Source organism: Celeribacter neptunius (assembly GCF_900113955.1).
GTDB classification, from domain to species: Bacteria; Pseudomonadota; Alphaproteobacteria; order Rhodobacterales; family Rhodobacteraceae; genus Celeribacter; species Celeribacter neptunius.
Map to the genome: position 1 here is coordinate 362502 of NZ_FORH01000003.1, position 23116 is coordinate 385617.

Annotated in this window: 19 protein-coding genes and 1 pseudogene; 17 read left to right on the forward strand and 3 right to left on the reverse strand. The window is 60.9% G+C overall.

Annotated features, from left to right (window positions below; genetic code table 11):
* From BM151_RS10505 to BM151_RS10525, 5 genes are all read left to right on the forward strand, one after another.
* Positions 1–1290, forward strand: coding sequence for a TRAP transporter large permease (locus BM151_RS10505; protein WP_090060657.1), 1290 nt, complete (start codon positions 1–3; stop codon positions 1288–1290).
* A gap of 93 nt (positions 1291–1383) precedes the next feature.
* Positions 1384–2991, forward strand: a complete 1608-nt coding sequence (locus BM151_RS10510; RefSeq protein ID WP_090060658.1) for a carboxyl transferase domain-containing protein — start codon at positions 1384–1386, stop codon at positions 2989–2991.
* 3 nt (positions 2992–2994) lie between these two features.
* Entirely contained in the window at positions 2995–4986 is a 1992-nt protein-coding gene (locus BM151_RS10515) for an acetyl/propionyl/methylcrotonyl-CoA carboxylase subunit alpha (RefSeq protein ID WP_090060659.1), read from the forward strand.
* Positions 4983–5855 carry a hydroxymethylglutaryl-CoA lyase gene (locus tag BM151_RS10520; RefSeq protein ID WP_425429542.1) on the forward strand — a complete coding sequence of 291 codons (873 nt, stop codon included), beginning with the start codon at positions 4983–4985 and terminating at the stop codon, positions 5853–5855. Before BM151_RS10515 ends, BM151_RS10520 begins: the two co-directional genes overlap by 4 nt.
* A gap of 10 nt (positions 5856–5865) precedes the next feature.
* A complete protein-coding gene (locus BM151_RS10525; RefSeq protein ID WP_090060660.1) occupies positions 5866–6654 on the forward strand; it encodes a crotonase/enoyl-CoA hydratase family protein in 789 nt (262 codons plus the stop codon).
* Positions 6655–7246: 592 nt separating this feature from the next.
* On the opposite strand, the gene BM151_RS10530 is transcribed toward BM151_RS10525, so the two are convergent.
* Positions 7247–7912 (reverse strand): TetR/AcrR family transcriptional regulator, encoded by a 666-nt coding sequence (locus BM151_RS10530; protein WP_090060661.1) that lies wholly within the window; start codon positions 7910–7912, stop codon positions 7247–7249.
* On the opposite strand from BM151_RS10530, the gene BM151_RS10535 reads away from it, so the two are divergent.
* The 4 genes from BM151_RS10535 to BM151_RS10550 are packed head-to-tail and all read left to right on the forward strand — an operon-like array spanning position 7857 to position 11909.
* Complete coding sequence (locus BM151_RS10535; RefSeq protein WP_245781175.1) at positions 7857–9296, forward strand: flavin-containing monooxygenase; 1440 nt, start codon at positions 7857–7859, stop codon at positions 9294–9296. The genes BM151_RS10530 and BM151_RS10535 overlap by 56 nt on opposite strands.
* Positions 9293–10195 carry a bile acid:sodium symporter family protein gene (locus BM151_RS10540; protein WP_090060663.1) on the forward strand — a complete coding sequence of 301 codons (903 nt, stop codon included), beginning with the start codon at positions 9293–9295 and terminating at the stop codon, positions 10193–10195. Before BM151_RS10535 ends, BM151_RS10540 begins: the two co-directional genes overlap by 4 nt.
* On the forward strand, positions 10192–11130 hold the full coding sequence (locus BM151_RS10545; protein WP_090060664.1) for an SDR family oxidoreductase: 939 nt from the start codon (positions 10192–10194) through the stop codon (positions 11128–11130). The genes BM151_RS10540 and BM151_RS10545 overlap by 4 nt, the downstream gene beginning before the upstream one ends.
* Positions 11127–11909, forward strand: a complete 783-nt coding sequence (locus tag BM151_RS10550; protein ID WP_090060665.1) for an SDR family NAD(P)-dependent oxidoreductase — start codon at positions 11127–11129, stop codon at positions 11907–11909. Before BM151_RS10545 ends, BM151_RS10550 begins: the two co-directional genes overlap by 4 nt.
* Before the next feature lie 848 nt (positions 11910–12757).
* Here BM151_RS10550 and BM151_RS10555 read toward each other — a convergent pair.
* Positions 12758–13462: an IclR family transcriptional regulator gene (locus BM151_RS10555; RefSeq protein ID WP_177213093.1), complete on the reverse strand. Its 705-nt coding sequence runs from the start codon at positions 13460–13462 to the stop codon at positions 12758–12760.
* A 100-nt stretch (positions 13463–13562) separates the two neighbouring features.
* On the opposite strand from BM151_RS10555, the gene BM151_RS10560 reads away from it, so the two are divergent.
* From BM151_RS10560 to BM151_RS10595, 8 genes are all read left to right on the forward strand, one after another.
* Positions 13563–13898 (forward strand): carboxymuconolactone decarboxylase family protein, encoded by a 336-nt coding sequence (locus BM151_RS10560; RefSeq protein WP_090060667.1) that lies wholly within the window; start codon positions 13563–13565, stop codon positions 13896–13898.
* Between the two features lie 41 nt (positions 13899–13939).
* Positions 13940–15307 carry an adenylosuccinate lyase gene (gene purB, locus BM151_RS10565; protein ID WP_090060668.1) on the forward strand — a complete coding sequence of 456 codons (1368 nt, stop codon included), beginning with the start codon at positions 13940–13942 and terminating at the stop codon, positions 15305–15307.
* 213 nt (positions 15308–15520) lie between these two features.
* The gene (locus tag BM151_RS10570; RefSeq protein ID WP_177213094.1) at positions 15521–16489 is read left to right on the forward strand and encodes a tripartite tricarboxylate transporter substrate binding protein; all 969 of its coding nucleotides are present in this window, start codon (positions 15521–15523) and stop codon (positions 16487–16489) included.
* A 98-nt stretch (positions 16490–16587) separates the two neighbouring features.
* Positions 16588–17049 (forward strand): tripartite tricarboxylate transporter TctB family protein, encoded by a 462-nt coding sequence (locus BM151_RS10575; RefSeq protein ID WP_090060670.1) that lies wholly within the window; start codon positions 16588–16590, stop codon positions 17047–17049.
* 9 nt (positions 17050–17058) lie between these two features.
* Positions 17059–18567: a tripartite tricarboxylate transporter permease gene (locus tag BM151_RS10580; protein WP_218151356.1), complete on the forward strand. Its 1509-nt coding sequence runs from the start codon at positions 17059–17061 to the stop codon at positions 18565–18567.
* Between the two features lie 33 nt (positions 18568–18600).
* Complete coding sequence (gene sseA / locus BM151_RS10585; protein WP_090060671.1) at positions 18601–19461, forward strand: 3-mercaptopyruvate sulfurtransferase; 861 nt, start codon at positions 18601–18603, stop codon at positions 19459–19461.
* A complete protein-coding gene (locus BM151_RS10590) occupies positions 19458–20828 on the forward strand; it encodes an MmgE/PrpD family protein (RefSeq protein ID WP_090060672.1) in 1371 nt (456 codons plus the stop codon). The genes sseA and BM151_RS10590 overlap by 4 nt, the downstream gene beginning before the upstream one ends.
* 39 nt (positions 20829–20867) lie before the next feature.
* Entirely contained in the window at positions 20868–22325 is a 1458-nt protein-coding gene (locus BM151_RS10595) for an FAD-binding oxidoreductase (RefSeq protein WP_090060673.1), read from the forward strand.
* Positions 22326–22446: 121 nt separating this feature from the next.
* Here BM151_RS10595 and BM151_RS10600 read toward each other — a convergent pair.
* Positions 22447–22717, reverse strand: a pseudogene (locus BM151_RS10600) (integrase core domain-containing protein); the annotation flags it as partial.
* Positions 22718–23116 lie beyond the last annotated feature (399 nt).

Below are 23116 nucleotides of genomic sequence, written 5' to 3' on the forward strand. Positions count from 1 at the left end.
ATGCTGACTTTCATTGCCATACTCGTCCTTCTGGCGCTTCTCATGATCTTCCGAATGCCAATTGCATTCGCCATGGGGATCACCGGCTTCGTGGGACTTTCTCTCCAGCTTGGTCTGCGCCCCGCATTGGCTGTGTTGGAACGGACATTCTTCGACAGCTCCGCCTCGTTCATCCTTGTGGCGATCCCGCTTTTCATCCTGATGGCGGAACTTTTGACGGCCGGAGACGTGACGCGTCGCGCGATCATTTCCTGCCAGGCCTGGATCGGACATTTCAAAGGTGGGCTTGCGATGGCCACCGTCGGAGCCTCTGTCATTCTCGCCGCTCTGGTTGGCAGCTCGACCGCCTCCACCGCGGCGATGGCCGCTTCCGCCTTTCCGGAAATGCGCAACCACAACTATTCGCAGCGCCTTGCCGCTGCTGTGGTCTCTGTCGGAGGAACCCTTGCGGTTGTCGTGCCGCCCTCGATCGTGCTGGTGGTCTATGGTGTGCTTACTGAAACGTCGATCGGCAAGCTGTTCATCGCGGGTATTGTCCCCGGCCTTTTGACAGCCACCGGGCTTGCCGTCGTGATCAAGCTCATCGCGCATACGACCGATCAGGCCCCGAAGGGCGACCCTTTCGAACTCAAACGCGCCGTAAAAAGCAGCCGTCATGTGTTCCCGATGATCGTGCTGATGGTTCTCGTGATCGGCGCCATCTATGGTGGGGTGGCCTCGCCGTCCGAGGCCGCAGCCCTTGGCGTCATGGGATCTCTGGTCATCGTGATCTTTCAGCGGACCCTGAGTTTCATGAACTTCAATCGCTGTGTCTCCGGCGCGATCCGGGCCACTGTGATGATCGTCGCCATCGTCGCCTGTTCCGCGATATTCTCGAACTACCTTGCGTTTACACGCATCACCCATGCCCTTCTGGAATTCGTGGCCACGACCGACATGTCCCGTGGCACGATCATGGCGATCATGATCCTCACACTTCTGGTCATGGGAATGTTCATGGATCAGCTCGCGATCCTCTCGCTTGCCATGCCCTTGGCGTTTCCGACCGCCATGGCGTTGGATTTCGATCCGATCTGGTTTGGCATCGTCGTGACAAAAACAGTGGAAATCGGCCTGCTCACGCCACCTCTTGGCCTCAATGCCTATGTCGCGGCGGCCCAGACCGGCGTCCCGCTCAGTAAAATCTTCCGGGGTATCCTGCCCTTTCTTGGCATGGAGATCCTGGTTCTGCTTTTGCTCCTCTTCTTTCCTCAGATCACCTTGTGGCTGCCAAGTCTGATGCTGCGCTGAGGGCCGAACTGAAAAACGAAAACAAGCTCCCCCGACCGGTTGCCCCGTTGGCGACCGGACAGGAGAGGTGCGCCGATAAGACTGGAGAATGACATGACGATCTTGCACAGCAACGTCAGTATGGAAGCCCCCGAGTTCGAAGAGAACCGGAACGCAATGCAGGCACAATTCGACGAAATCGCAGACGAAGCCGCCCGTGTCATGAAGGGGGGCTCTGAAGCCTCCAGAGCTCGACACGAAGCCCGCGGCAAGCTTTTGCCCCGCGACCGGATCGCCGCTTTGCTGGACCCCGGCGCGCCCTTTCTCGAAGTAGGGCTGTTCGCGGCCAGCGGTCATTACAATGATGAAATCCCGGCGGCAGGCGCGATTGCCGGCATCGGACGGGTCGAAGGGCGCGACTGCATGATCCTGTGCAATGACGCGACCGTGAAAGGCGGCACATACTTTCCCCTGACCGTGAAAAAGCACCTGCGTGCGCAAGAGGTTGCGGAGGAAAACAACCTTCCCTGCATCTATCTTGTCGACAGCGGCGGGGCCAATCTCAACAATCAGGACGAGGTCTTCCCGGATCGCGACCATTTCGGGCGTATTTTTTACAATCAGGCCCGGATGAGCGCAAAGGGTATTGCCCAGATCGCGGTGGTCATGGGGTCCTGTACGGCGGGCGGCGCCTATGTGCCCTCGATGAGCGACCAGACAATCATCGTACGTGAACAGGGGACGATCTTCCTTGCCGGTCCGCCGCTTGTGAAAGTGGCGACGGGCGAAGAGGTCGACGCCGAAACTCTGGGTGGCGGCGATACGCATACGCGATTGTCTGGCGTGGCGGATTATCTGGCTGATGACGACCAGCATGCGCTGGCTCTGGCACGTGAGATCGTGGCCAACCTGGGACCGGTGCCGCGCCCGAATATCGACCTGAAAGATGCGCGTGCGCCGCTCTATCCTGCCGAGGAGATCATGGGGATCGTCCCGGCCAACGACAAAACCCCCTTCGATGTGCGCGAGATCATCGCGCGGATCGTGGACGGGTCGGATTTCGCGGAATTCAAACCGCGCTACGGCACCACTTTGGTCACCGGGTTCGCCCATATCGATGGCGTGCCTGTGGGCATCCTTGGCAACAACGGTGTGCTGTTCTCGGAAAGCTCGCTCAAGGGCGCGCATTTCGTCGAGCTGTGCTGTCAGCGCAAAATCCCGATCCTGTTCCTGCAGAACATCACCGGCTTCATGGTCGGGTCGAAATACGAGGCAGGCGGGATCGCGAAAGACGGAGCCAAGCTTGTGACCGCCGTTTCCACCGCCAATGTGCCGAAAATCACGGTCATCATCGGCGGCTCTTACGGGGCCGGGAACTATGGCATGTGCGGACGCGCCTTCGGGCCGCGTTTCGTCTGGATGTGGCCCAATGCACGGATTTCCGTGATGGGGGGCGCTCAGGCCTCTGGCGTTCTGGCCAATGTGAAACGCGCCGGCATCGAGGCCAAGGGCGGCACATGGTCAGAAGAGGAGGAAAGCGAATTCAAACACCCGACCATCGAGATGTTCGACCGACAGTCCCGCCCGCTCTACGCCTCTTCACGGCTCTGGGACGATGGGATCATCGATCCGCGCAAGACCCGTGACGTGGTGGCGCTGTCGCTGCGCGCGACGCTCAATGCCCCCGTCGAAGAGACGAAATTCGGCCTGTTCAGGATGTAAGCCATGAAAGCACCATTTGAAAAAATTCTGATTGCGAACCGCGGCGAGATCGCCTGTCGCGTCATCAACTCTGCCCGCGAGATGGGCGTGCGCACGGTTGCCGTCTACTCCGACGCCGATCGCCAGGCGCTTCATGTCGAACTGGCAGACGAGGCGGTTCACATCGGGCCTTCGCCTGTCTCTGAAAGCTATCTCGTGGCGGAGCGGATCATCGCTGCCGCCCTTGAGACGGGCGCGCAGGCGATCCATCCCGGCTATGGTTTCCTGTCGGAGAACCCGGAGTTCGTCGAGGCGGTCGAGGCCGCCGGTCTGACCTTTATCGGCCCGTCCGCGGCTGCGATCCGCGCCATGGGGCTCAAGGATGCGGCGAAAGACCTGATGCAAGCGGCGGGGGTTCCGGTCGTACCTGGCTATCAGGGCGAAAATCAGGACCCGGCGTTTCTTGCTGCCGAGGCCGATCGGATCGGATATCCCGTTCTGATCAAGGCGCGCGCCGGCGGCGGCGGCAAGGGCATGCGCAAGGTGGAGGATCCGGCGCAGTTTCGCGACGCGCTCGAGTCGGCCTGGCGCGAAGGACAGTCGTCCTTTGGCGATCCGCATGTCTTGATCGAGAAATTCATCACCTCGCCGCGTCACATCGAGGTGCAGGTGTTCGGCGATGCGCATGGCAATGTGGTGCATCTGTTCGAGCGTGATTGTTCCTTGCAGCGCCGCCATCAAAAAGTGATCGAAGAGGCCCCGGCGCCCGGCATGACCGACACGGTGCGCGCGGCGATGACCGAGGCTGCGGTCACAGCGGCAAAAGCGATCAGCTATGCAGGCGCAGGGACGATCGAGTTCATCGTCGATGGTTCGGGACCGCTGCGCCCGGACGGGTTCTGGTTCATGGAAATGAACACGCGCTTGCAGGTGGAACACCCGGTCACCGAGGCCATCACCGGCGTCGATCTGGTCGCATGGCAATTGCGCATTGCGGCAGGTGAGCCCTTGCCGGTTTCTCAAGACGCTCTGACGATTTCCGGTCATGCCTTTGAAGCGCGTCTCTATGCCGAAGACCCGTCGAACGGGTTTCTGCCCGCGACGGGCAAACTCGAGCACCTGTCGTTTTCGGGCAGCTCGCGCAACGACACCGGGGTGCGTTCCGGCGACACGATTAGTCCCTTCTATGACCCGATGATCGCAAAAGTCATTACCTCAGGCGACACCCGTGAGATCGCGCTTGCCCGTTTGGTCGCGGCACTGAGGGACACTCATGTGGCAGGCACCACAACCAACACCGAATTCCTCGCGACGCTCGCTTTGAACACGGATTTTCAACACGGGCCATTCGACACCGGCCTGATCGAACGCGAACTAGAGGGTTTGACCATGCCGACCCCTGTCTCTGAGGAACATCTGGCCTTTGCGGCTTTGACGGGCCTCGGCATTCGCCCCGACACGCCCCGTCTCGGTTGGCGTCTCTGGGGAGAGGCACGCCATACAGTCGCTCTGGCCTGCGGGCCCGACAGGTTCGAACGTCACCTGATCCTGTATCCGGATGGCGCCATCACTTTGACCGGTGGCGCGCGCGACGTGACCCTGCGCGATGTCATGATCGACAAAGGGCACATGCGCGCCACCACCGGTCTTCACAATGCGCAGATCGAAGCTCGGGCTGTTCACGCTCCTCGCCCTGACGGGCTTTTGATCTCTGTCCAGAGCGGAGGGGTCGTCCACGATTTCTCACTGTTCGATGCGCGTCTGGGCAGCGCCACGGTAGCCGACGAAGGCCATGTCGTGGTGGCGCCCATGACGGGCATGATCGTGTCCCTCGGCATTGCTGTCGGGGACACTGTGGAGCCGGGTATGAAGCTCGGTGTGATGGAGGCGATGAAGATGGAGACCTCCCTGATCGCGCCGCGGGCCGGGCGTATCGCCACTGTGCTCTGTGCTGCCGGGCAAACCGTCGAAGGCGGGGCGGTCCTGGTCACGCTTGAGGAGGAGGCCGCCGCATGACGGGTCAAGTGTCGGATCACGTTCGCATCTACGAGGTCGGTCCCCGCGACGGGTTGCAAAACGAAAAGCGCGTTATTCCTGCGGCGCAGAAGATCGAGTTGGTCAACCGCCTCTCTGACGCCGGGTTCGAAAAGATCGAAGCGACGAGTTTCGTCTCTCCGAAATGGGTGCCGCAGCTTGCGGATGCCTCTGACGTCATGGCCGGAATCACCCGTCGCGAGGGCACAGATTACGCCGTTCTGACGCCGAACCTGAAAGGCTTTGAACGCGCTCTGGAGGCCGGGGCCGACGAGGTGGCCGTTTTTGCCTCCGCCTCCGAAGGCTTCAGCCAAAAGAACATCAATTGCTCGATTGCGGAAAGCCTGACGCGGTTTGAGCCGCTGATGGAGGCCGCCGCGAGAGCGAGGATCCCGGTGCGCGGCTACGTGTCCTGTGTCGTCGCCTGCCCCTATGATGGCGAGGTGGCCCCAGGTGCTGTGCGCGATGTCGCCTCCGCGCTCAAGGACATGGGATGCTATGAAATCTCCCTCGGCGACACAATCGGAGCGGGAACCCCAGAGACGATTGCCCGCATGCTCGAACGTGTCCTGACGTCTGTCCCGGCACAGGCGCTTGCCGGGCATTATCATGACACCGGGGATAAGGCGTTGGGCAATGTCGAGGCCTCGCTCGATCTGGGATTACGTGTATTCGACAGTGCCGTTGGCGGTCTGGGCGGATGCCCCTATGCGCCCGGGGCCAAGGGCAATCTCTCCACCACCGCGCTGGTCGAGCGGCTCGACCAACTGGGCTATCACACCGGGATTGATCGTGCCGCGCTATTGAAAGCCGAAACTCTTGTCGCCGCCATCGCGGCAGATACCCTGTGAGGACAATTCGATGACGTATGAAACGATCCGGATCGAGATCGACACCCGCCAGGTGGCCACGGTAACACTGGCACGGGCTGAGAAACACAATGCGATGGACGCCGTCATGATTGCGGAACTCACCGCCGCCGCAGAGCGTCTTTCAAAGGATGACGACGTCCGCGTCGTGGTTCTTGAGGCCGAAGGGAAAACCTTTTGTGCCGGGGGCGATCTCGGCTGGATGCGCGATCAGGCCGACAAGGATCGACAGGGCAAGATGGAAGAGGCCATGACGCTGGCACGGATGCTGGGACTGTGGAACGCCTTGCCCAAACCGCTGATCGGCCGGGTGCATGGCGCCGCTTATGGCGGGGGGCTTGGCCTGATCTGTGTCTGTGACATCGTGATCGCCGAAGACACCACCCGCTTTGCCCTGACGGAAACGCGTCTGGGCCTGATCCCTGCCACCATAGGCCCGTTCGTGGTCGGACGTCTTGGCGAGGCCTTTGCGCGTCAGGTGTTTTTCAACGCCAAGCCCTTCGACGCCGCTTTTCTGAGCCGCGCGGGTGTCGTTGCGCGCTCCTGCCCGTCAGAGCAGTTGGATGCTTTCGTCGAAGAGGAAGTGACAGCCTTGCTGCAATGTGCTCCCGGGGCTGTGGCCGAGGCAAAGGCGCTCTGCCGAGCCTTGGCCTCGGCCGACCCGGTTGCCGCAGCGGAACTTTCAGCATCGGCCCTGGCCGATCGCTGGGAGACCGAAGAAACCCGTCACGGGATCGCCGCGTTTTTTGCCAGGGAAGAACCATCCTGGCGGAGCGGCTGATCTGTCAGGTCTTTGATGCTTCGGACCAGGTCGGCAAAAGATCTCCTGCCTCGGCACGTGCCGCATGGCCCCCGCATGCAATGGCACGTGCGAGGCATACCGTGGCCACCACTCCGATCCGCACCAAAGCGATCCCATCGTGTGCCGCCTCCGCTGAAGTGATCTAAAAAACTGGGACCACTTCAAAGAGCAGCAGACAACAAATCGCAGCTTATGTCGGTGTCCGAATTTCGGGGGGCGCTCAGATGCTCTTGGGCCGTCCATTGATGCGCCGTTGGTTCGAGCCTCATGAGCGACGATTTCCCCCATGCCGCCATCTGGCAGGGGGGCGTCTATGTGGCGAACTAGCCTCTAAGATTCTGCTGTGGTCTATCGTCTAAAGTAAAAAGAAACGCAAACCGGTCATAAGAAGCGGAAAATAGCTCAACCCACAGTCGCACGGCCAGCGCAGCGTCGCGCACCTATGCACGGCAGGATAAAGAAGGCGATCGGAGCGGCAAAAGTTACAAAATTGAATTCAGGTCTTCCCTACAGAAAAGCCACGAAGCACACTGGTGTGATGGCGAAAAGCGTAGCGAGATTGAAAATCCGCTTATGCCTCTCCTAGCGCGAACCGCGCCGCACAGCCGGCACTGCAGAACGCAACCAGCCCTTCGACGGAAGCCTGCGCCTCCAAGCTTTTCGCGAGCGCCGCGATCCGCCATTCCGATGTCAGGAAGGCCAGAAGCGCTGCCACCGAATAGACAATTCCTTCTGCCACGATCACTCTGCTGACCTTGGGATAAAGCTCAGAGATCTCGTGTATGAAGCGCTGCACAGTCGGATCGAAGAGATCGGCCGAAATATCGGCCCAGACTGGATCGGCTGAAACAATTGCCACGAGCCGCGCATACGCAAGCCATTGCGGATCGTTGCCCGCCGCCTTCTCCAGATAAGGCCGGAAGAAACAGTCCAGGATCGTGTTCAAATCGAGCGCCCCGCGCGATTTTGCCTGCGTCAACGCATCAAGACGCAGACGCGACAATTCTTCCGCCCGACGCTCGATCACTTCGCGAAACAATGCCTCTTTCGAGCCCCCGTGATGGTTCACAAGACCCAACGGCACCTCGGCCAGAGCGGCGATGTCGCGGACCTTGGCGCCGTCGAATCCCTCGCGCGCGAACACCGTTTCGGCCGCATCGAGGATCCGAGAACGGCTCGCAATGGAGCGCTTAGATGGCGCCCTAAGCCTTTGTTTACATGTCGACTTTTTTCTCATCACATCGGGGCTTGCTTATTTTGAACAATGGTTCAATGTAATGGCAATTGGGAGGAGACGCAAGATGACAACAATGAGGAGCACGTTCGCCTTGATTGGCGCGGGCCCGATGGGGCTGGCTGCTGCCAAAGTGCTGGACGAACAGGGAGTGCCGTATCAGGGCTTTGAGCTGCACAGCGATGTGGGAGGACTTTGGGATATCGAAAGCGCGCGTTCGACAATGTATGAAAGCGCACATCTGATTTCCTCGAAACGGATGACAGAATTCACCGATTTCCCGATGCGTGAGGAGGTCGCGGAATATCCCAGTCACCGCGAGATGGCGCAATATTTCCGCGATTTCGCCGATCATTTCGACATACGACGCAATTACCGCTTCGGCGCAGAAGTCACCAAGGTTGAGCCGCTCGGCGGGAATGGCGAGGGCTGGCGGGTCAGCTGGCGCGATGGCGAGGGCGAGCATTCGGAGATCTATGCGGGCGTGCTGATCGCCAATGGTACACTCTCTGAGCCAAACATGCCGGACTTCCCCGGCCAGTTCGACGGCGAGGTGATCCATTCCTCGGGCTATCGCACCCCTTCGCAATTCCACGGCAAGCGCGTGCTCGTCGTGGGTGCGGGCAATTCGGGTTGCGACATCGCGGTGGATGCGATCCATCACAGCGAAGGCTGCGATCTCTCAATGCGACGCGGATATTATTTTGTGCCGAAATATGTCTTCGGAAAACCCGCCGACACGCTGGGCGGAGCGATCAAGCTGCCGATGTGGCTCAAGCGCAAAATCGACGGCGCTCTGCTGAAATGGTTCGTGGGCGATCCACAGAAATACGGGTTTCCCAAGCCTGACTACAAACTCTATGAGAGCCATCCGATCGTGAACTCACTGGTCCTGTTCCACGCGGGTCACGGCGATCTGAAAGTGCGCCCGGACATCGCACGGCTCGACGGAAAAACGGTGCATTTCAAGGATGGCACGCAGGCCGAGTATGACATGATCCTCGCGGCCACGGGCTACAAGCTGCATTACCCGTTCATCGCGCCGGAGCTGCTAAACTGGCAGGGCGATGCGCCACATCTCTATCTCAACGCGATGCATCCCGAACGGGATGACCTCTTCGTGCTGGGAATGCTGGAGGCGAGCGGGTTGGGCTGGCAAGGGCGACACGAGCAAGCCGAGATGGTGGCGCGCTATATTCGCGGGCTACGCGACGGCGCCGATGGCGCAAAGCGCCTACAGGCGAAGAAGACAGAAACGTTCGAGCGTGCGACCGGCGGCATGGCGTATCTCAAGCTCGCGCGGATGGCATATTATGTGGATAAGACGACCTATCGCAAGGCAGTTACCGGCTGGATCAAGGCGCTCGGCGGGAAGGCGACCGCATGACCGGGCTCGACGCGGTTCGGCTCAATTTCAGCCCCGACACCCTGCATCTGCTCAACGCGATCCTCGGTATCGTCATGTTTTCGGTCGCGATCGACCTATCCCCACGCGATTTCCGCCCTCTGGTGCGCAAGCCTTGGGCGTTGATCGTGGGGTTCACCTCGCAATTTCTGGTGCTGCCCGCACTGACCTTCGGGCTGGTTCTGGCGCTACAGCCCGCCCCGTCGATAGCGCTCGGGCTGATCCTCGTGGCGGCCTGTCCGGGTGGAAATGTCTCGAACTTCTTCACCCATCGGGCGGGCGGGAACACGGCACTCTCGGTCTCGCTGACCGCCTTCGCCACGGTGGGCGCGATCGTGCTGACGCCGCTCAATATCGCGTTCTGGGCCAGCCTTTACCCGCCGACACGGGCGCTGCTGCACGAGACCCATATCGACCCGGTGAGCGTGGCGTTCACCGTGGGCGTCATGCTGCTTTTGCCGCTGACCGCCGGAATTGCGCTGAACCATTACCGATACGATCTGACGGCGCGCATTCGCGGTCCTCTGAAATGGATATCGATGGCGATTTTCATGGGGTTCGTGGCGCTCTCGCTCAGCGCCAACTGGACCTATTTCGCGCAATTCGTCGGACTGATCGCGGGGCTGGTCGTGCTCCACAACGCATTGGCGTTTGCGGGCGGATACGGCACCGCGACGCTGGCAGGGCTGTCGCCCTTCGACCGGCGCGCGATCAGCATCGAGACGGGCATCCAGAATTCCGGGCTCGGCCTCGTGTTGATCTTTGCCTTCTTCGGCGGCTTGGGCGGCATGGCGATCGTCGCGGCTTTCTGGGGCATCTGGCACATCATCGCGGGCTTCGCGATCTCAACTGTCATGAGACGAAAGGAGGCCGCGCGATGACCCGGATCCTGATTACCGGAGCGGGCGGCATGATCGGCCGCGTGCTAACCGCTGAACTGGCCGCAAGCGGACACGAGGTCATCGCGACCGATCTGACTGTGCCGAAGACCCTACCCGACACTGTGCGCTTCGTGGCGATGGATGTGACCTCCGACGCCCCCGGCAAGGTCATCGCCCGCGAACGGCCCGAGGTGATCGTGCATCTCGCCTCTATCGTGACCCCTGGCCCCGGCATGGGGCGCGAGCTGGCCTACCAGGTCGATGTAGAGGGTACGCGCAAGGTGCTGGAGGCGGCCCTTTCGGCCGGGGTGCGGCGGCTCGTCGTGACATCCTCGGGCGCGGCCTATGGCTATCACGCCGACAATCCCGTGCCGCTGCGTGAGAGCGATCCGGTGCGCGGCAATCCAGAGTTCGCCTATGCTGATCACAAACGACAGGTGGAGGAGATGCTGGCCAAAGCGCGCACCGCCCACCCGGTGCTCGAACAGGTCGTGCTGCGGGTCGGTACGGTACTGGGCAAGGACACGAACAACCAGATCACCGCGCTTTTCCGAAAGCCGCGCCTGCTCGCGCTGAGAGGCTGCGAGAGCCCCTTCGTCTTCATCTGGACCCACGATCTCGCGCGCATCCTGATCCGTGCCGCGACCGATGGCCCGCCGGGCATCTTCAACGTCGCGGGCGACGGCGCTTTGGGTGTCTCCGATCTGGCGCAGCGTCTGGGCAAACCGCTGCGTCGCCTGCCCGCGCTTGGCATCAAGGCCGCGCTCGCCCTCGCCCATCCTCTGGGGCTGAGCCGCTACGGACCAGAGCAGGTGCGCTTCCTGCAATACCGCCCCGTACTCGCCAATGACGCGCTGAAGGAGGTGTTCGGCTACACGCCCGAGCTGACCAGCGCGGAAGTCTTCGACCTCTGGGCGCGCGAGGCCGGACTATGAGTGCGCGCGTCGCGGTGATTTCGGGCGGCGCCGGGGGGCTTGGGCAGGCGCTCTCGGCGGGGCTGCGCGCCGAGGGCTGGCAGGTCGTTCTGCTCGACCGGGACATCACCGGGCTGACGACCAAGCCAAACGAGGAGGCCGTCGCCTGCGATCTGACCGACGCGGATCAGCTAGGCAGCGCCTGCACAGGCATCCTGACGCGCTATCCCCGGATCGATCTGGTAATCTACAACGCAGGCATCACCCAGATCGGCCCGTTCTCCGCCCTGACCCAGGCCGCACATCGCAAAGTATTCGAGATCAATTATTTCGCGGCGACCGCGATGGCACGGCAGTTCCTCGAACCCGTGCGGGAAAGCCACGGCACGCATCTGGCAATCTCCTCGGTCGCGGGGTTCTCACCGCTCTACCACCGCACGGCCTATGCAGGCTCGAAACACGCGCTGGAAGGGTTCTTCAAATCACTGCGCTCGGAGGAGGCCCCACACGGTGTGCGCGTGCAGATCGCGGCACCGTCCTTCGTGGCGACCAATCTCGACCGCGCCGAGCCGCAGGCCGACGGCATCTCGCGCCCAGGCGCCGCTACGGACGGGGTGGATTACATGACGCCCGAGGCCGCGGCACAGGTGATGCTCGCCGGGTTGAAGCGCAGCCGCCCAATGATCCCGGTGGGCCGCGTCGCGCGGCTTGCGTGGTGGCTCAACCGCGCCTCTCCCCGATTGTTTCAACGCGTGATGGAGCACCGAATAGCAAAAGACAGAAACCAAGACCCGCCTTGACAGGTTGCGCTCCCCGTTTCTCTCTTGAGAAATACAGTTTTATTGCACAAGTTTGTCGAGGGGGGCACTGAGGCGCCTTTAGCTTTATAGAGTTTTTGGGGAAGCAAAAGACTACGCAAATAGCATTGACCTGCCACTGAACTTTCGTCCAACCGCGATCGGACTCCGGAGGTTGTTTACGCCATCTGGCGCAGGTTGAGCAATCGCCCGGCGCGCGAAGCCTTCATCTCGCGCAGCGGCTCGGGCGATTGCGCAGGTCAGGGTTCGGGCATAGGCAGCCGGTGCCTGGTAATTAAAACTGTCTGACGTCAGCGTTCATGGGGCCAAATAAGGTCATTTCTAAGAGAATGCTTGTTGCTCATCGTAGCCATCGAAGAGTGGACGATGAGAAAGACAACAAAGAGCCCTGCCGAAAAACGTCACGCTCAGGTCTTCACAAACCATTTTATCAGATAACGCCTTCCAGGGCCGTCAGCCCTGCCTCGTCATTCACGTACCGCCCAGAGACTGCACCCAGAGCTTTTTGCCCAGATGGCGACCCGCGCCGCCTTGCGTAGCGCATCGTCCGCCGGCACGGAGTTGCCTTCGGAGTTCTCTTGGATGCTGAGTGCAATTCTTCGCCAGAACGCCATAGCTTAAGAACTTTAGGAGCTTATATAGTGGCTTTCGCCTCGGTCATACCCTGCGAAATGCGCCATGGCGACGCATTAATGGGTTCGCAGCTCCAGCGCGTGTCTCCTTTAACAAACCGCACCGCAGCATTCCGATACCTCGACCTATATGGCCTGAACGCTGCCCCTGCCGAAGAGCAGTGCGCGACCGCAAGTAAGTTCCATACGTCATACGCCTCATTCATCGCCTGTGTCTGGGATCACCTCAAATCCAGCCATCGCCATTTCGGCATGCGCAATGTCACGGAACGAAATAAGCGTCTCATTGTCGAGATCGACCGCCATGCCCGTGATGGTAACCGCGCCCAGGAATGAGCCGTCGCTCTCGAACAGTGGAAAGGCAATCGAGGCAAAATGTTTGTTTCGCTCTCCACGCGAAATGTAATACCCCCGCGCTTTCGTCGCCGCATATGCGGGAGTCTCGGCTTCGGTGTACGCGAACAAAAGCTGTGCCGCCGCCCCGCCTTCATCCAGTGACACGCTGCCGCCGACATCGATGAAATATCGAAAATCCTGATAGGCGTGGTCCCGCGCCAGACAGGTCCGTTCGTTGCCTGAACGGATGAAAAAGGAGGTCGTTTGCTCAACCCGTGCGCTGATACGCGCGACCGGCGGCTCGATGCGGGAAATGAAATTCGACGTCGCCTTGAAAATGGAAGACAGCCGGAGATTCGCAGGGCCCGGCGAATAGGCGCCATCTCCGTTCTTCTCTAAAAACCCCCATTTCACCAAAACCTTCAACAGCCGCAAAGCGGTTGCCTTATCAAGGCCGGAAAGTTCCGCAAGCTCCCGCAATTGAAGCCTTTTCCTCTCCATGGAGAAGAGAGAAAGCAGGAGCATCCCGCGATCCAAAACGCCTGAGGGGGGCTTTATATCTGTCATGAATGTGACCTCCATTTTCACGAGAGCGTTGACAGGAAAAATCTTCGCTGTTTTACTGAATAATACATGTTTCATTCAATGAAACAAGGAGGAGGAACGCATGACGACAGAATTTTATTCTGCAGACGATGCAAAACATCGGATGGAGATGGCGAAACTGGCACCCAAGGACTTTGACGCCTGGATGACGCTGAACAAGATCCCGGGGGAGGACAACGGCGCGATCCCGCCGCGTGTGCGCGAGATCGTGGCGGTGGCCGTGGCGCATGCAACAGGGTGCCCCTACTGCATCCAGTCGCACGTCCAGAAAGCCAAAGCCGCAGGCGTCACCAAAGCCGAAGTGGCCGAAGCCGTCTTGCTGTCGGCCGCCCTCTGCGCCGGCGCTGCGGCGGCCCATGGCGGCCTCGCGATGAAATTCTACGGCGACGACCTCTGAGTCTCGAAACGCCACACGATACTGACTTGAAAGGATAACGGATGAGCGTATCCGTCTTTGATATGCAAACCATGTGTCATCTCTGGAGCACACCGGAGATGCGCGACGTGTTTTGCGAAAATACCCGCCTGCAAAAATGGCTCGACTTTGAACGTGCCCTCGCCGAAACGCAGGCCGAGCTTGGTCTCATTCCCGCAGAAGCGGCCTCCGAGATCGCAGCCGCCTGCGACATCTCCAAAATCGATCTGGCCGCGACCGCCGAGGAAACCCGCCGGATCAAGCACACTCTGGTCCCCCTTTTGCGTCAGGTGCAAAAACGACTGAGCCCCGCCGCGTCGGAAAACCTGCACTACGGCGCCACGACCCAGGACGTCGTGGACACCGGGCTGATCCTGCAACTCAAGGACGCCCATGCCATCGTCACCCGTGATCTGGCCACCATCGGACGCGAATTGGTGCGTCTTGCGGGCGAGCATCGTGACACGGTCATGGTCGGCCGGACGCATGGCGTTCAGGCGCTGCCGATCACCTTCGGGCACAAATGTGCGATCTGGCTCGACGAATTGTCACGCCACGCCGAACGCCTCAGCCAGGCAGAAAGCCGTCTGTTCGTGGTCATGCTCGTCGGCGCCGTCGGCAGTCAGGCCAGCTATGGCCCGCGCGTCGCAGAGGTCGAAGCCGGTGTGGCCAAGCGTCTCGGGCTTGCCGCCACGGACATCAGCTGGGCGCCGTCGCGCGACCGAATTGCGGAATACGCCACCCTTCTCGCCATGATCGCCGCCACGCTGAGCAAGATCGGCAACGAGCTGTTCAACATGCAGCGCAACGAGTTTGCCGAGGTCGAAGAGGGCTTCACCGAGGGAAAACTCGGCTCGTCCACCATGCCGCACAAACGCAACCCGACCGCTGCGGAAAATGTTGCGATGCTGTCACGATCCGTGCGCTACTCTGCCACGATGATGCTGGAAGCCATGGTGCAGGAACATGAGCGTGACGGCATTGCCTGGAAATCGGAATGGAAAGCCGTGCCGGAAACGCTTCTCGTCACTGGCGCGATCCTGTTTCAGGCCGGTGCGCTTCTGAAGGGCCTGCGGATCGACAAGGACGCCATGAAACGCAATGTCGAGATGATGCAGGGCTATCTCTTATCGGAAAAAGTCATGCTCGAACTTGGCAATAAAGTCGGCAAGAACACTGCGCATGAATGGCTCTACGAGGCCTCGATGAGCGGCATCGAAAAAGGCCAAAGCTTTGCCGAGGCCCTACGCGCGCACGAACATATCTCCGATACGTTCAGCGATGACAATGTCTCCGAATTGACCCGCCCGGAGGCCTATCTGGGCGCCATCGGCGACAGCATCGACCGCGTTCTGGCGCGCGAAAAAGACGCGCCCTGGCTCGCGGCCTGATCAGGAATTTCCGATGCGCGATTGGAGGAATCGCGCATCGGGATACCGGCCAAGCACGCGCGTGACACGCGTTCTGCCCGGTCGGAAATTCGAGAACGATGATCCTAAAAACGTTCTCAAACAGAAACGCAAGAGTGAAGCTAATGTGTTAATAATACTTAGTTTTCTTCGGGATTTCATTCCCGCACTCATGTATGAATGGGAGGAACAAACATGCATGCACATAACCTGAAAACCGGCGCAGTCGCGCTACTTGCACTCGTCGCCGCCGCACCTGCGATGGCATTCCCGGACAAGCCGATCGAACTGGTTGTCCCCTTTAGCCCCGGCGGCGGCTCTGACGTCTCCGCGCGCGTCTTTGCTCAATGCATCGAGCAGCATGTCGACCAGAAAATTCTGGTGAAAAACATCACCGGCGCGCGCGGCAAAATTGCCGAAGTCGAGGTGCGCGACGCCCATGCCGATGGCTATAAATTGCTTTGGGCACACCAAGGCATGGACATGGGTCTCGCCACCGGACGCTCGGATTACAACTACACCGCCTTTGCCCCCGTCGCGACGACCGTGGCGATGAACTACGGCATCTTTGCCGGCGCCCAGAGCGGCATCGACAGCGTCGAGAAACTGAAGGCGGAAGTTGCGGCCAATCCCGGCAATTATACCATCGGCACCGCTCTGAACGGGTTTTCGCATTTTGCCGCTCTGGACTTTCTCGATCAGGCGGGGGTGAGCACCGATGACGTGCGCACCATTCCGATGTCGGGCGACAAAACGCGTATCGTGGCCGCTATTCAGGGCAACCTCACGCTGGTTCCGACCGCTGTCGGCGCTGCGGCCCCCTATGTCGACTCGGGCGATCTTTCCTCGGTCGCGGTGCTGTCCAAGGATCGCGATCCCCGTCTGGGCGAGACCCTCACCGGCATGGAACAAGGTGTAGACAGCACCTTCCCGATGTATTTCACCACCTTCGCGCCCAAGGACACGCCCGATGATGTGGTGTCCACACTGGCAGAGGTCTGGATGGCCGCCGCCAATGATCCCGACTGTCAGGCGCAGCTTCAGAAACAATCGATGACGGTTGACGCCGCCAGTGGCGGTGCACTGGATGAGGTTCTCGCTCAGCGCTACCAACGGATCGAAGAGCTTGCTGATAAGTTCAACCTGACAGCAACCGACGGCTGAACGACTTGATGGCTGCGTCTTCGTGACGCGCAATCGAACGGGCCCGCCTCCCGGCTCTCCGGCGGGCCCGCCTTTCCTCACTTTCGAAAGGTGGCGCGATGCGTACCACAGACCTTCTTTTCTCGGCGGTCTATCTCTTTGTCATGCTGATCGGCTTCACGCAGATCGGCAATCTGACAGAATTCAGTGCCTCAGGCATAACCTCCGCGAAGTTCTATCCCCAATTGGTTCTGGGCCTCGGCTTGTTGACCGGCGTGATCGAAACCGCCCGCACCCTGATGTCCAATATCTATGCCGAACAACCGGATTTCGCGTCCACATGGCGTGGTGCCTTCCGTCCGCGCCGCGTGGTGCTTTTGGCGCTGTTCATTGTCTATCTGCTCAGCATGAAACCGCTCGGCTTCATGGTCTCCACGGCGGCCTTCTGCTTTGTCACCACGGTTTTGCTGGCACCTGTACGCAACCCCAAGCTCGCGATCGTCGCCGGTCTGGTCACGCTCGGCACCCTCGCGCTGATCTACCTCCTGCTTGTCGTCTATCTCCAAGCTTTCCTGCCCTGAGGACACGATATGTATGATTTGATGCTCGTGGGCGCCTCCCACGTTTTTCAACCCTGGACCTTGCTGGCGATCATGTGCGGTGTCGCAGGCGGTCTTGTGATCGGCTCGATCCCCGGCCTGACCTCGACCATGGCCATCGCCCTCATGGTCCCCCTGACCTATGCGATGGATCTCGAATTTGCCCTGCCTCTTCTCATGGGGGTTTATTGCGGGGCCATTTCGGGCGGTCTCGTCGGCGCGATCCTTCTCAACATCCCCGGCACCCCCGCCTCTGCGGGCACATGTCTCGATGGCTATCCCATGGCAGCCAAGGGCCAGGCGACACGCGCGCTGGCCTTGGCCGTCTATTCCTCGATGATCGGCGGGACACTGTCGGGGCTTGCTCTGGTGTTGATCGCACCGCTGTTGGCGAAAGTGGCACTGTCCTTCGGGCCTTGGGAATACTTCGCGCTGGTGGTGTTCACCTTTTCCTGTATCTCCGCGATGACCGCGAAAGGCCGCGCCGTCAAAGCCTTCATGGCGGCCTTCATAGGTCTGGCCCTTGCCCTCGTCGGCCTCGACGAAGCCTCAGGACAGACACGTCTGACTTTCGGCTTCACCGCCTTCGAATCCGGGTTTTACGAATTGCCCGCCCTAATCGGCCTCTTCGCAATTTCCCAACTTCTGGCGGATACGGATGATATTGGGCAGAAAGGCAAAGTCCTCAAGATCGACTTCCAGCTCCGCACCTTCCTTGGCACCTTCCGCGAAGTGATGTCCCGCAAGCGCGACCTTCTGCGGTCGAGCTTCATCGGCGTGATCATCGGTATTCTCCCAGGCGTCGGCCCCGGCCTTTCCAACATCGTCGCCTACAGTCAGGCCAAACGCGCCAGCAAAACGCCCGAAAAATTCGGCACCGGCGAATTGCCCGAAAGCGTGATGTCGCCGGAGGCCGCCAACAATGCCTCGATGGGCGGCGCACTGATCCCGATGCTGACGCTTGGCATCCCGGGCGATGCCTCGACCCTGATGATGCTCGGTGCCTTCATGCTGCATGGCATTGACCCCGGCCCGCTACTGTTCCGGGACCATGGCGATCTGATCTGGGTGATCTTCATTGCCTTCTTCGTGGCCTTCGCCTTCTGCACTGTCATCTATCACTTCTTCATCCCGCTGACGATGAAAGCGATCTCAGTGCCGCGCCAATATGTGATCCCAGTGCTGCTGATCCTCTGTACCGTCGGGTGCTATTCGCTCAACAACCGGATGTTCGATGTCTACTGTTTCTTGGGCTTCGGGCTTTTGGGCTACTTCCTGCACATCGCCCGCGTGCCCGTTCTGCCCGTCATCCTCGGCCTCATCCTGGGCCCGATGGCCGAAGAACAGCTCAGCCTCGCTTTGGCCTTTGGCCAGGGCTCCGTCCTGCCCTTCGTGACCCGGCCGATCTCCGGCACCATCCTGCTCGTAGCCGTCCTGTCGCTCGTGTTGCCGCCACTTCTCGGTCGCTTCCGCGCCAAGACCGCGATTGATCCCGCCTAATCTTACAGACTTACGTTCCAAGGAGTTCACTGAATGACATCGCTCATTTCCCCTGAGGACCTGATCGCCCGTCTGGGCGATCCCAACCTCGTCCTTCTCGACGCCAGCTGGTATATGCCCGCTGATCCCCGCGATCCCGAAGCCGAGTTCGAGACCGCGCATCTTCCGGGCACCAAACGGTTCGATTTCGACGGCAAGATCAAGGATCACGACAGCGATCTGCCGCATATGATGCCCACGCCAGAGACCTTTGAGGCCGCCGCCCGCGCCCTCGGGATTTCCGCGGGCTCGCAGATCGTGATCTACGACGGCGCCGGGATTTTCGCGGCCCCGCGCGCGTGGTGGATGTTCAAAGCCATGGGCCATGACGCCGTCAGCGTGCTGAACGGTGGCCTGCCAGCATGGAAAGACGCGGGCGGCCCCATCGAGACCGGCCCCGAAACCGCCGCGACACCGGGTGATTTCACCGCAAGCCCCGCAACGGAGCGTCTCGCCTCCGCAGAAGACGTTCTTAAGGCCGTCAACGGCCAAGCGGGTCAACCCACCGCCATCGTCGACGCCCGAGGTGCGCCCCGGTTCGAAGGCAGCCAGCCGGAACCCCGTCCCGGCCTGCGCTCCGGCCATATGCCCGGCGCACGTAACATCCCCTTCGATCAGGTTCTGACCGACGGCAAATATCGCGACGCCGAGGACATTCGCAACATCTGGGCCGCCGCAGGTCTTCCTGATCAAGGGCGCGTCATCGCCAGCTGCGGCTCCGGGGTTACCGCCTCCGTGCTTGCTTTGGCGGCAGAGTCCGCCGGGCTTCCCACGGTCACCGTCTATGACGGCTCCTGGTCGGAATGGGGGCAGGAGAGCCGCTCTGAACTACCCGTCACAACGGGCGCCGCATGAGCACGCCCGACCTTGTCCCGCTCGCCGCGTTCGTCTCAGGCTATATGGTAGATCCTGATGACGCCGCCTTGGCGAGCCGCCTGCGCAGCACGGTTCTCGATTGGGGATCGGCGGCGCTGGCGGGCACCGGGCATCCGTTGTTCTCCGCCTATCAAACCGCCTTTCTCTCCCCCGGGGAGCAAGGCCCGCTGCGCGTGATCGGCACCTCCGGGCGACATCCCATGATAGCCGCCGCAATGACCAATGCCGCGCTCAGTCACCTCTGGGAGGTCGATGACGCCCATCGCGACGCCACCAACCACCCCGGCATCACGGTACTCCCCGCCGTGATGGCCTTGGCCGAAGCCCATCGCCTCGATCCAGCCACGGTCTGCGCCGCCATCGTGGCGGGCTACGAGGCGGTGATCCGCGTCAGTGCTCATCTCGGCGCCCCACATTATGCGATCAATCATTCGACCGCGACCGCAGGCAGTTTTGGCGCCGCCGCCGCCGCCGCCCGAGCGCTTAGGTTCAGCCCCGAGCAAACCCTGTCCGCCTTTGGTCATGCCGGCACGCAGGCCGCCGGTCTCTGGGCCTTGCTGGACGACGATTGCACGGAGTCCAAAGCCTTTCATGCCGCCATGGCGGTGCGCAACGGGCTTCAGGCCGTGCAACTGGTCCAATCCGGCCTTCCTGGCGCGCCACGCATTCTCGAAGGCCCGCGTGGCATGCGTGCCTCATGGCACCTCACCGACACGGATGCTGCATGGCTGGCACCCGATGGCGCCCCTCTGATCCATACCGTCACGATCAAAGGCTGGCCCGTGTGCGGTCAAATGCATTCCGCCCTCGACTGCGCCGCCGATCTGGCCAGACGGGTGCCCCAAGACGCTGCGGCAGCCGGTCCGGTCACGGTGCGTTTGCCAGAAAGTGCCCTCGCGATTGCCGGGCGCCAAGCGCCGACGACGGTCGCCGAGGCAAAATTCTCCACCAGCTTCTGTATTGCCGCGACGCTCTGCGGCAAGCCCCCAAGCCTTGCCGGTCTGACGGAAGCGCTTGTGGTCGACCCGGAAATTCAGCGCCGCGCCGAGGACGTCACGCTTGTCGCAGATGCCGCCATGACGGCGCGTTTCCCCAAGGAACGTCCCGCCGAAGTCTGTCTTGAGACCCCCTCCGGCCCGCAAAGCGAGCGCCGCAGCTTTCGACGCGGCGACCCGGAGGCGCCTTGGACCGATGCCGCAATGATCGAGAGAACACGCGACGTCCTGGCCCTGACGCCATGGGAAACACGACCAGAGGTCCTGATCCGCTGGGCCGATGCCCTCGTGGCGCACTCCCCCGGTTGGGCCGCCGAAACCCTCCACGAGGCTCTGCTGACCACCCGGTGACGGCGCCACAAAGACCACATAAAGCACAGGAAGACCCCGATGACCGCCCTGCCCCTGATCGACCCGCAGACATTCGAGACATTGAAAGACGCATTGCGCGCGGCCCTGCCTGAAGCGGCGGTGATCACCAATCCCGACCGGCTCGCGGCGCTTCTTGCGGAGGAACGTGCGCTATTCGAGGGCAACGCGACGTTCGCCGTGGCCCCCGCCACGACGGAAGAGCTGTCGATTGCCGCGCGTCTCTGTCATGCTCACGGCGTGCCCATGGTGCCGCAAGGTGGCAACACGGGACTGGTCGGCGGGGCCGTCGCGAAAGGTGGCGAGGTCTTGATCTCGATGACACGGATGAACCGCATTCGTGCGGTCGATCCGGTCAATTACACGATGACCGTCGAAGCCGGGGCTGTTCTTGCCGATATTCAGAACGCAGCCGCCGCCGAGGGCTGTCTGTTTCCACTGTCGCTCGGCGCGGAGGGGAGCTGTACGATTGGCGGGAATATTGCAAGCAACGCCGGTGGAATCGGCGTGTTGAAATACGGCAATGCCCGCGAGCTGACCCTCGGACTTGAGGTGGTTTTGCCGGACGGTCGCATCTGGAACGGCATGCGTCCACTGCTCAAGGACAATTCCGGCTTTGCGCTCAAGCATCTGTTCATCGGCAGCGAAGGCAGCGTCGGTTTTGTCACCGCCGCCATTCTCAAACTTTTCCCTGCGCCCGCTGAGGTCCAGACCGCGTTTTGTGCCCTGCCCTCGCCCGAAGCGGCCCTTGGGCTTTTGTCGCTGGCCCGCCGTCTGAGCGGCGATCAAGTCACGGCCTTCGAACTCCTGTCCGATTTCGCATGTGGCATCGTCTGCGATCATGCCGGGGGCGTCTTTCCGCTGTCCGAGCGCGCGCCATGGTACGCTGTCGTCGAGCTGTCCACCTCGCGGGAAGGCTCCGATCTGCGCGAGGTTTTCGAGACCATTCTCGAACAGGGCTTTGAAAACGGCCTGATCGAAGATGCAGTTGTTGCGGAAACGCTTGATCAGCGCGACCGTCTCTGGGCACTTAGGGAACGCACGCCCGAGGCGCAGAAACGCGCAGGCGGGTCGATCAAACACGATATTTCCGTGCCCGTCAGCGACATTCCCGCGTTCATCGCAGAGGCAACCCAAGCCGTCGAAAACTATATGCCCGGCATTCATCCTTGCGCCTTCGGACATGTGGGAGATGGCAATGTTCACTTTAACTTCACCCAGCCCGACGGGATGGATAAACAGGCCTTTCTGGAGCATTGGGACCCGATCAACGAGATCGTCTACCCGATTGCCATGTCCTTTAACGGCTCGATTTCCGCGGAACATGGTGTGGGGCTTCTGAAAGCGGATGAAATTTCGGCCTATCGTCCCGAGATCGAAACCGAACTCAATCACCGCCTGAAAGCTGCGCTTGATCCTGCAGGTCTGATGAATCCCGGGAAGTTCGTAGGCAACGTGAAGTCGCAGAACCAGAGTTGAGCAGGATGTGAGGTGCTCATAGAATTATAGACGCCTTGCCTGACGAGTTAGAATAGCCTGCGTCCAAGGCCGAGCGCAGCCGTGGGAAAACCTCTAGGGCGCGTGACCTGCCACTGAACTTTCATCCAACCGCGATCGGACTCCGAGGGTTGTTTACGCCATTTGGCAGGAGCTGAGCAATCGCCCGGCGCGCGGAGCTTTCATCTCGCGCGAGCCAGGTCGGGTGATTGCTGTGGTCAGGGTCCGCGCGTAATCTGCTGGGGTCTGGTAATCCAGGCCGAATGCGGGCGTTCTGTGTTGTAGTCGCTGGCCCAGGCGGCGATCACGAGGCGCGCATGGGCGAGATTGCGGAACATCATCTCGTTGAGCAGCACATCCCGCATCCGGCCGTTCCGAAAGCCCGAGCAAGAACTTCAGATGCGCGACCGCCTCGCGCTTCACGCATTCGCCATTGTCACTCGGACCAATGGCGTGAGATGGCTCATCGTCACCGCTTTTTTGAACCCAGCTCTTTCATCGCGGCGAGGTCGAGCATCTGTTCGTCCATGAAGCTCATTCGCTTTATTGTCCGTCCTCAAGTTGGGCCGGTCTTTAGCCGATCGTGGAGGAAAAATCCCGTGGCAGGTCAGACCAATTCATGCCGTGTTCTGGCTGACCTTGGACCCGCACCAGATGTCCCAAATTATCTGACGACGCACAACGCCTCGAAACTGCGAACAGCGGCAACTAATTGCAACTGAAAGTGTTCTGCCGAACACCCTCAGAATTTGATGTGCCTTGCAGACCTCTGC

What these genes read in the sequence shown, in the direction of transcription:
- BM151_RS10590 (WP_090060672.1), top strand. Translation starts at nt 19,458, where the DNA reads ATGAGCACGCCCGACCTTGTCCCGCTCGCCGCGTTCGTCTCAGGCTAT.
- BM151_RS10505 (WP_090060657.1), top strand. Translation starts at nt 1, where the DNA reads ATGCTGACTTTCATTGCCATACTCGTCCTTCTGGCGCTTCTCATGATC.
- BM151_RS10575 (WP_090060670.1), top strand. Translation starts at nt 16,588, where the DNA reads ATGCGTACCACAGACCTTCTTTTCTCGGCGGTCTATCTCTTTGTCATG.
- BM151_RS10580 (WP_218151356.1), top strand. Translation starts at nt 17,059, where the DNA reads ATGTATGATTTGATGCTCGTGGGCGCCTCCCACGTTTTTCAACCCTGG.
- BM151_RS10535 (WP_245781175.1), top strand. Translation starts at nt 7,857, where the DNA reads ATGGAGCGCTTAGATGGCGCCCTAAGCCTTTGTTTACATGTCGACTTT.
- sseA (WP_090060671.1), top strand. Translation starts at nt 18,601, where the DNA reads ATGACATCGCTCATTTCCCCTGAGGACCTGATCGCCCGTCTGGGCGAT.
- BM151_RS10595 (WP_090060673.1), top strand. Translation starts at nt 20,868, where the DNA reads ATGACCGCCCTGCCCCTGATCGACCCGCAGACATTCGAGACATTGAAA.
- BM151_RS10555 (WP_177213093.1), bottom strand. Translation starts at nt 13,462, where the DNA reads ATGACAGATATAAAGCCCCCCTCAGGCGTTTTGGATCGCGGGATGCTC.
- BM151_RS10545 (WP_090060664.1), top strand. Translation starts at nt 10,192, where the DNA reads ATGACCCGGATCCTGATTACCGGAGCGGGCGGCATGATCGGCCGCGTG.
- BM151_RS10570 (WP_177213094.1), top strand. Translation starts at nt 15,521, where the DNA reads ATGCATGCACATAACCTGAAAACCGGCGCAGTCGCGCTACTTGCACTC.
- BM151_RS10510 (WP_090060658.1), top strand. Translation starts at nt 1,384, where the DNA reads ATGACGATCTTGCACAGCAACGTCAGTATGGAAGCCCCCGAGTTCGAA.
- purB (WP_090060668.1), top strand. Translation starts at nt 13,940, where the DNA reads ATGAGCGTATCCGTCTTTGATATGCAAACCATGTGTCATCTCTGGAGC.
- BM151_RS10540 (WP_090060663.1), top strand. Translation starts at nt 9,293, where the DNA reads ATGACCGGGCTCGACGCGGTTCGGCTCAATTTCAGCCCCGACACCCTG.
- BM151_RS10530 (WP_090060661.1), bottom strand. Translation starts at nt 7,912, where the DNA reads ATGAGAAAAAAGTCGACATGTAAACAAAGGCTTAGGGCGCCATCTAAG.
- BM151_RS10520 (WP_425429542.1), top strand. Translation starts at nt 4,983, where the DNA reads ATGACGGGTCAAGTGTCGGATCACGTTCGCATCTACGAGGTCGGTCCC.
- BM151_RS10550 (WP_090060665.1), top strand. Translation starts at nt 11,127, where the DNA reads ATGAGTGCGCGCGTCGCGGTGATTTCGGGCGGCGCCGGGGGGCTTGGG.
- BM151_RS10525 (WP_090060660.1), top strand. Translation starts at nt 5,866, where the DNA reads ATGACGTATGAAACGATCCGGATCGAGATCGACACCCGCCAGGTGGCC.
- BM151_RS10560 (WP_090060667.1), top strand. Translation starts at nt 13,563, where the DNA reads ATGACGACAGAATTTTATTCTGCAGACGATGCAAAACATCGGATGGAG.
- BM151_RS10515 (WP_090060659.1), top strand. Translation starts at nt 2,995, where the DNA reads ATGAAAGCACCATTTGAAAAAATTCTGATTGCGAACCGCGGCGAGATC.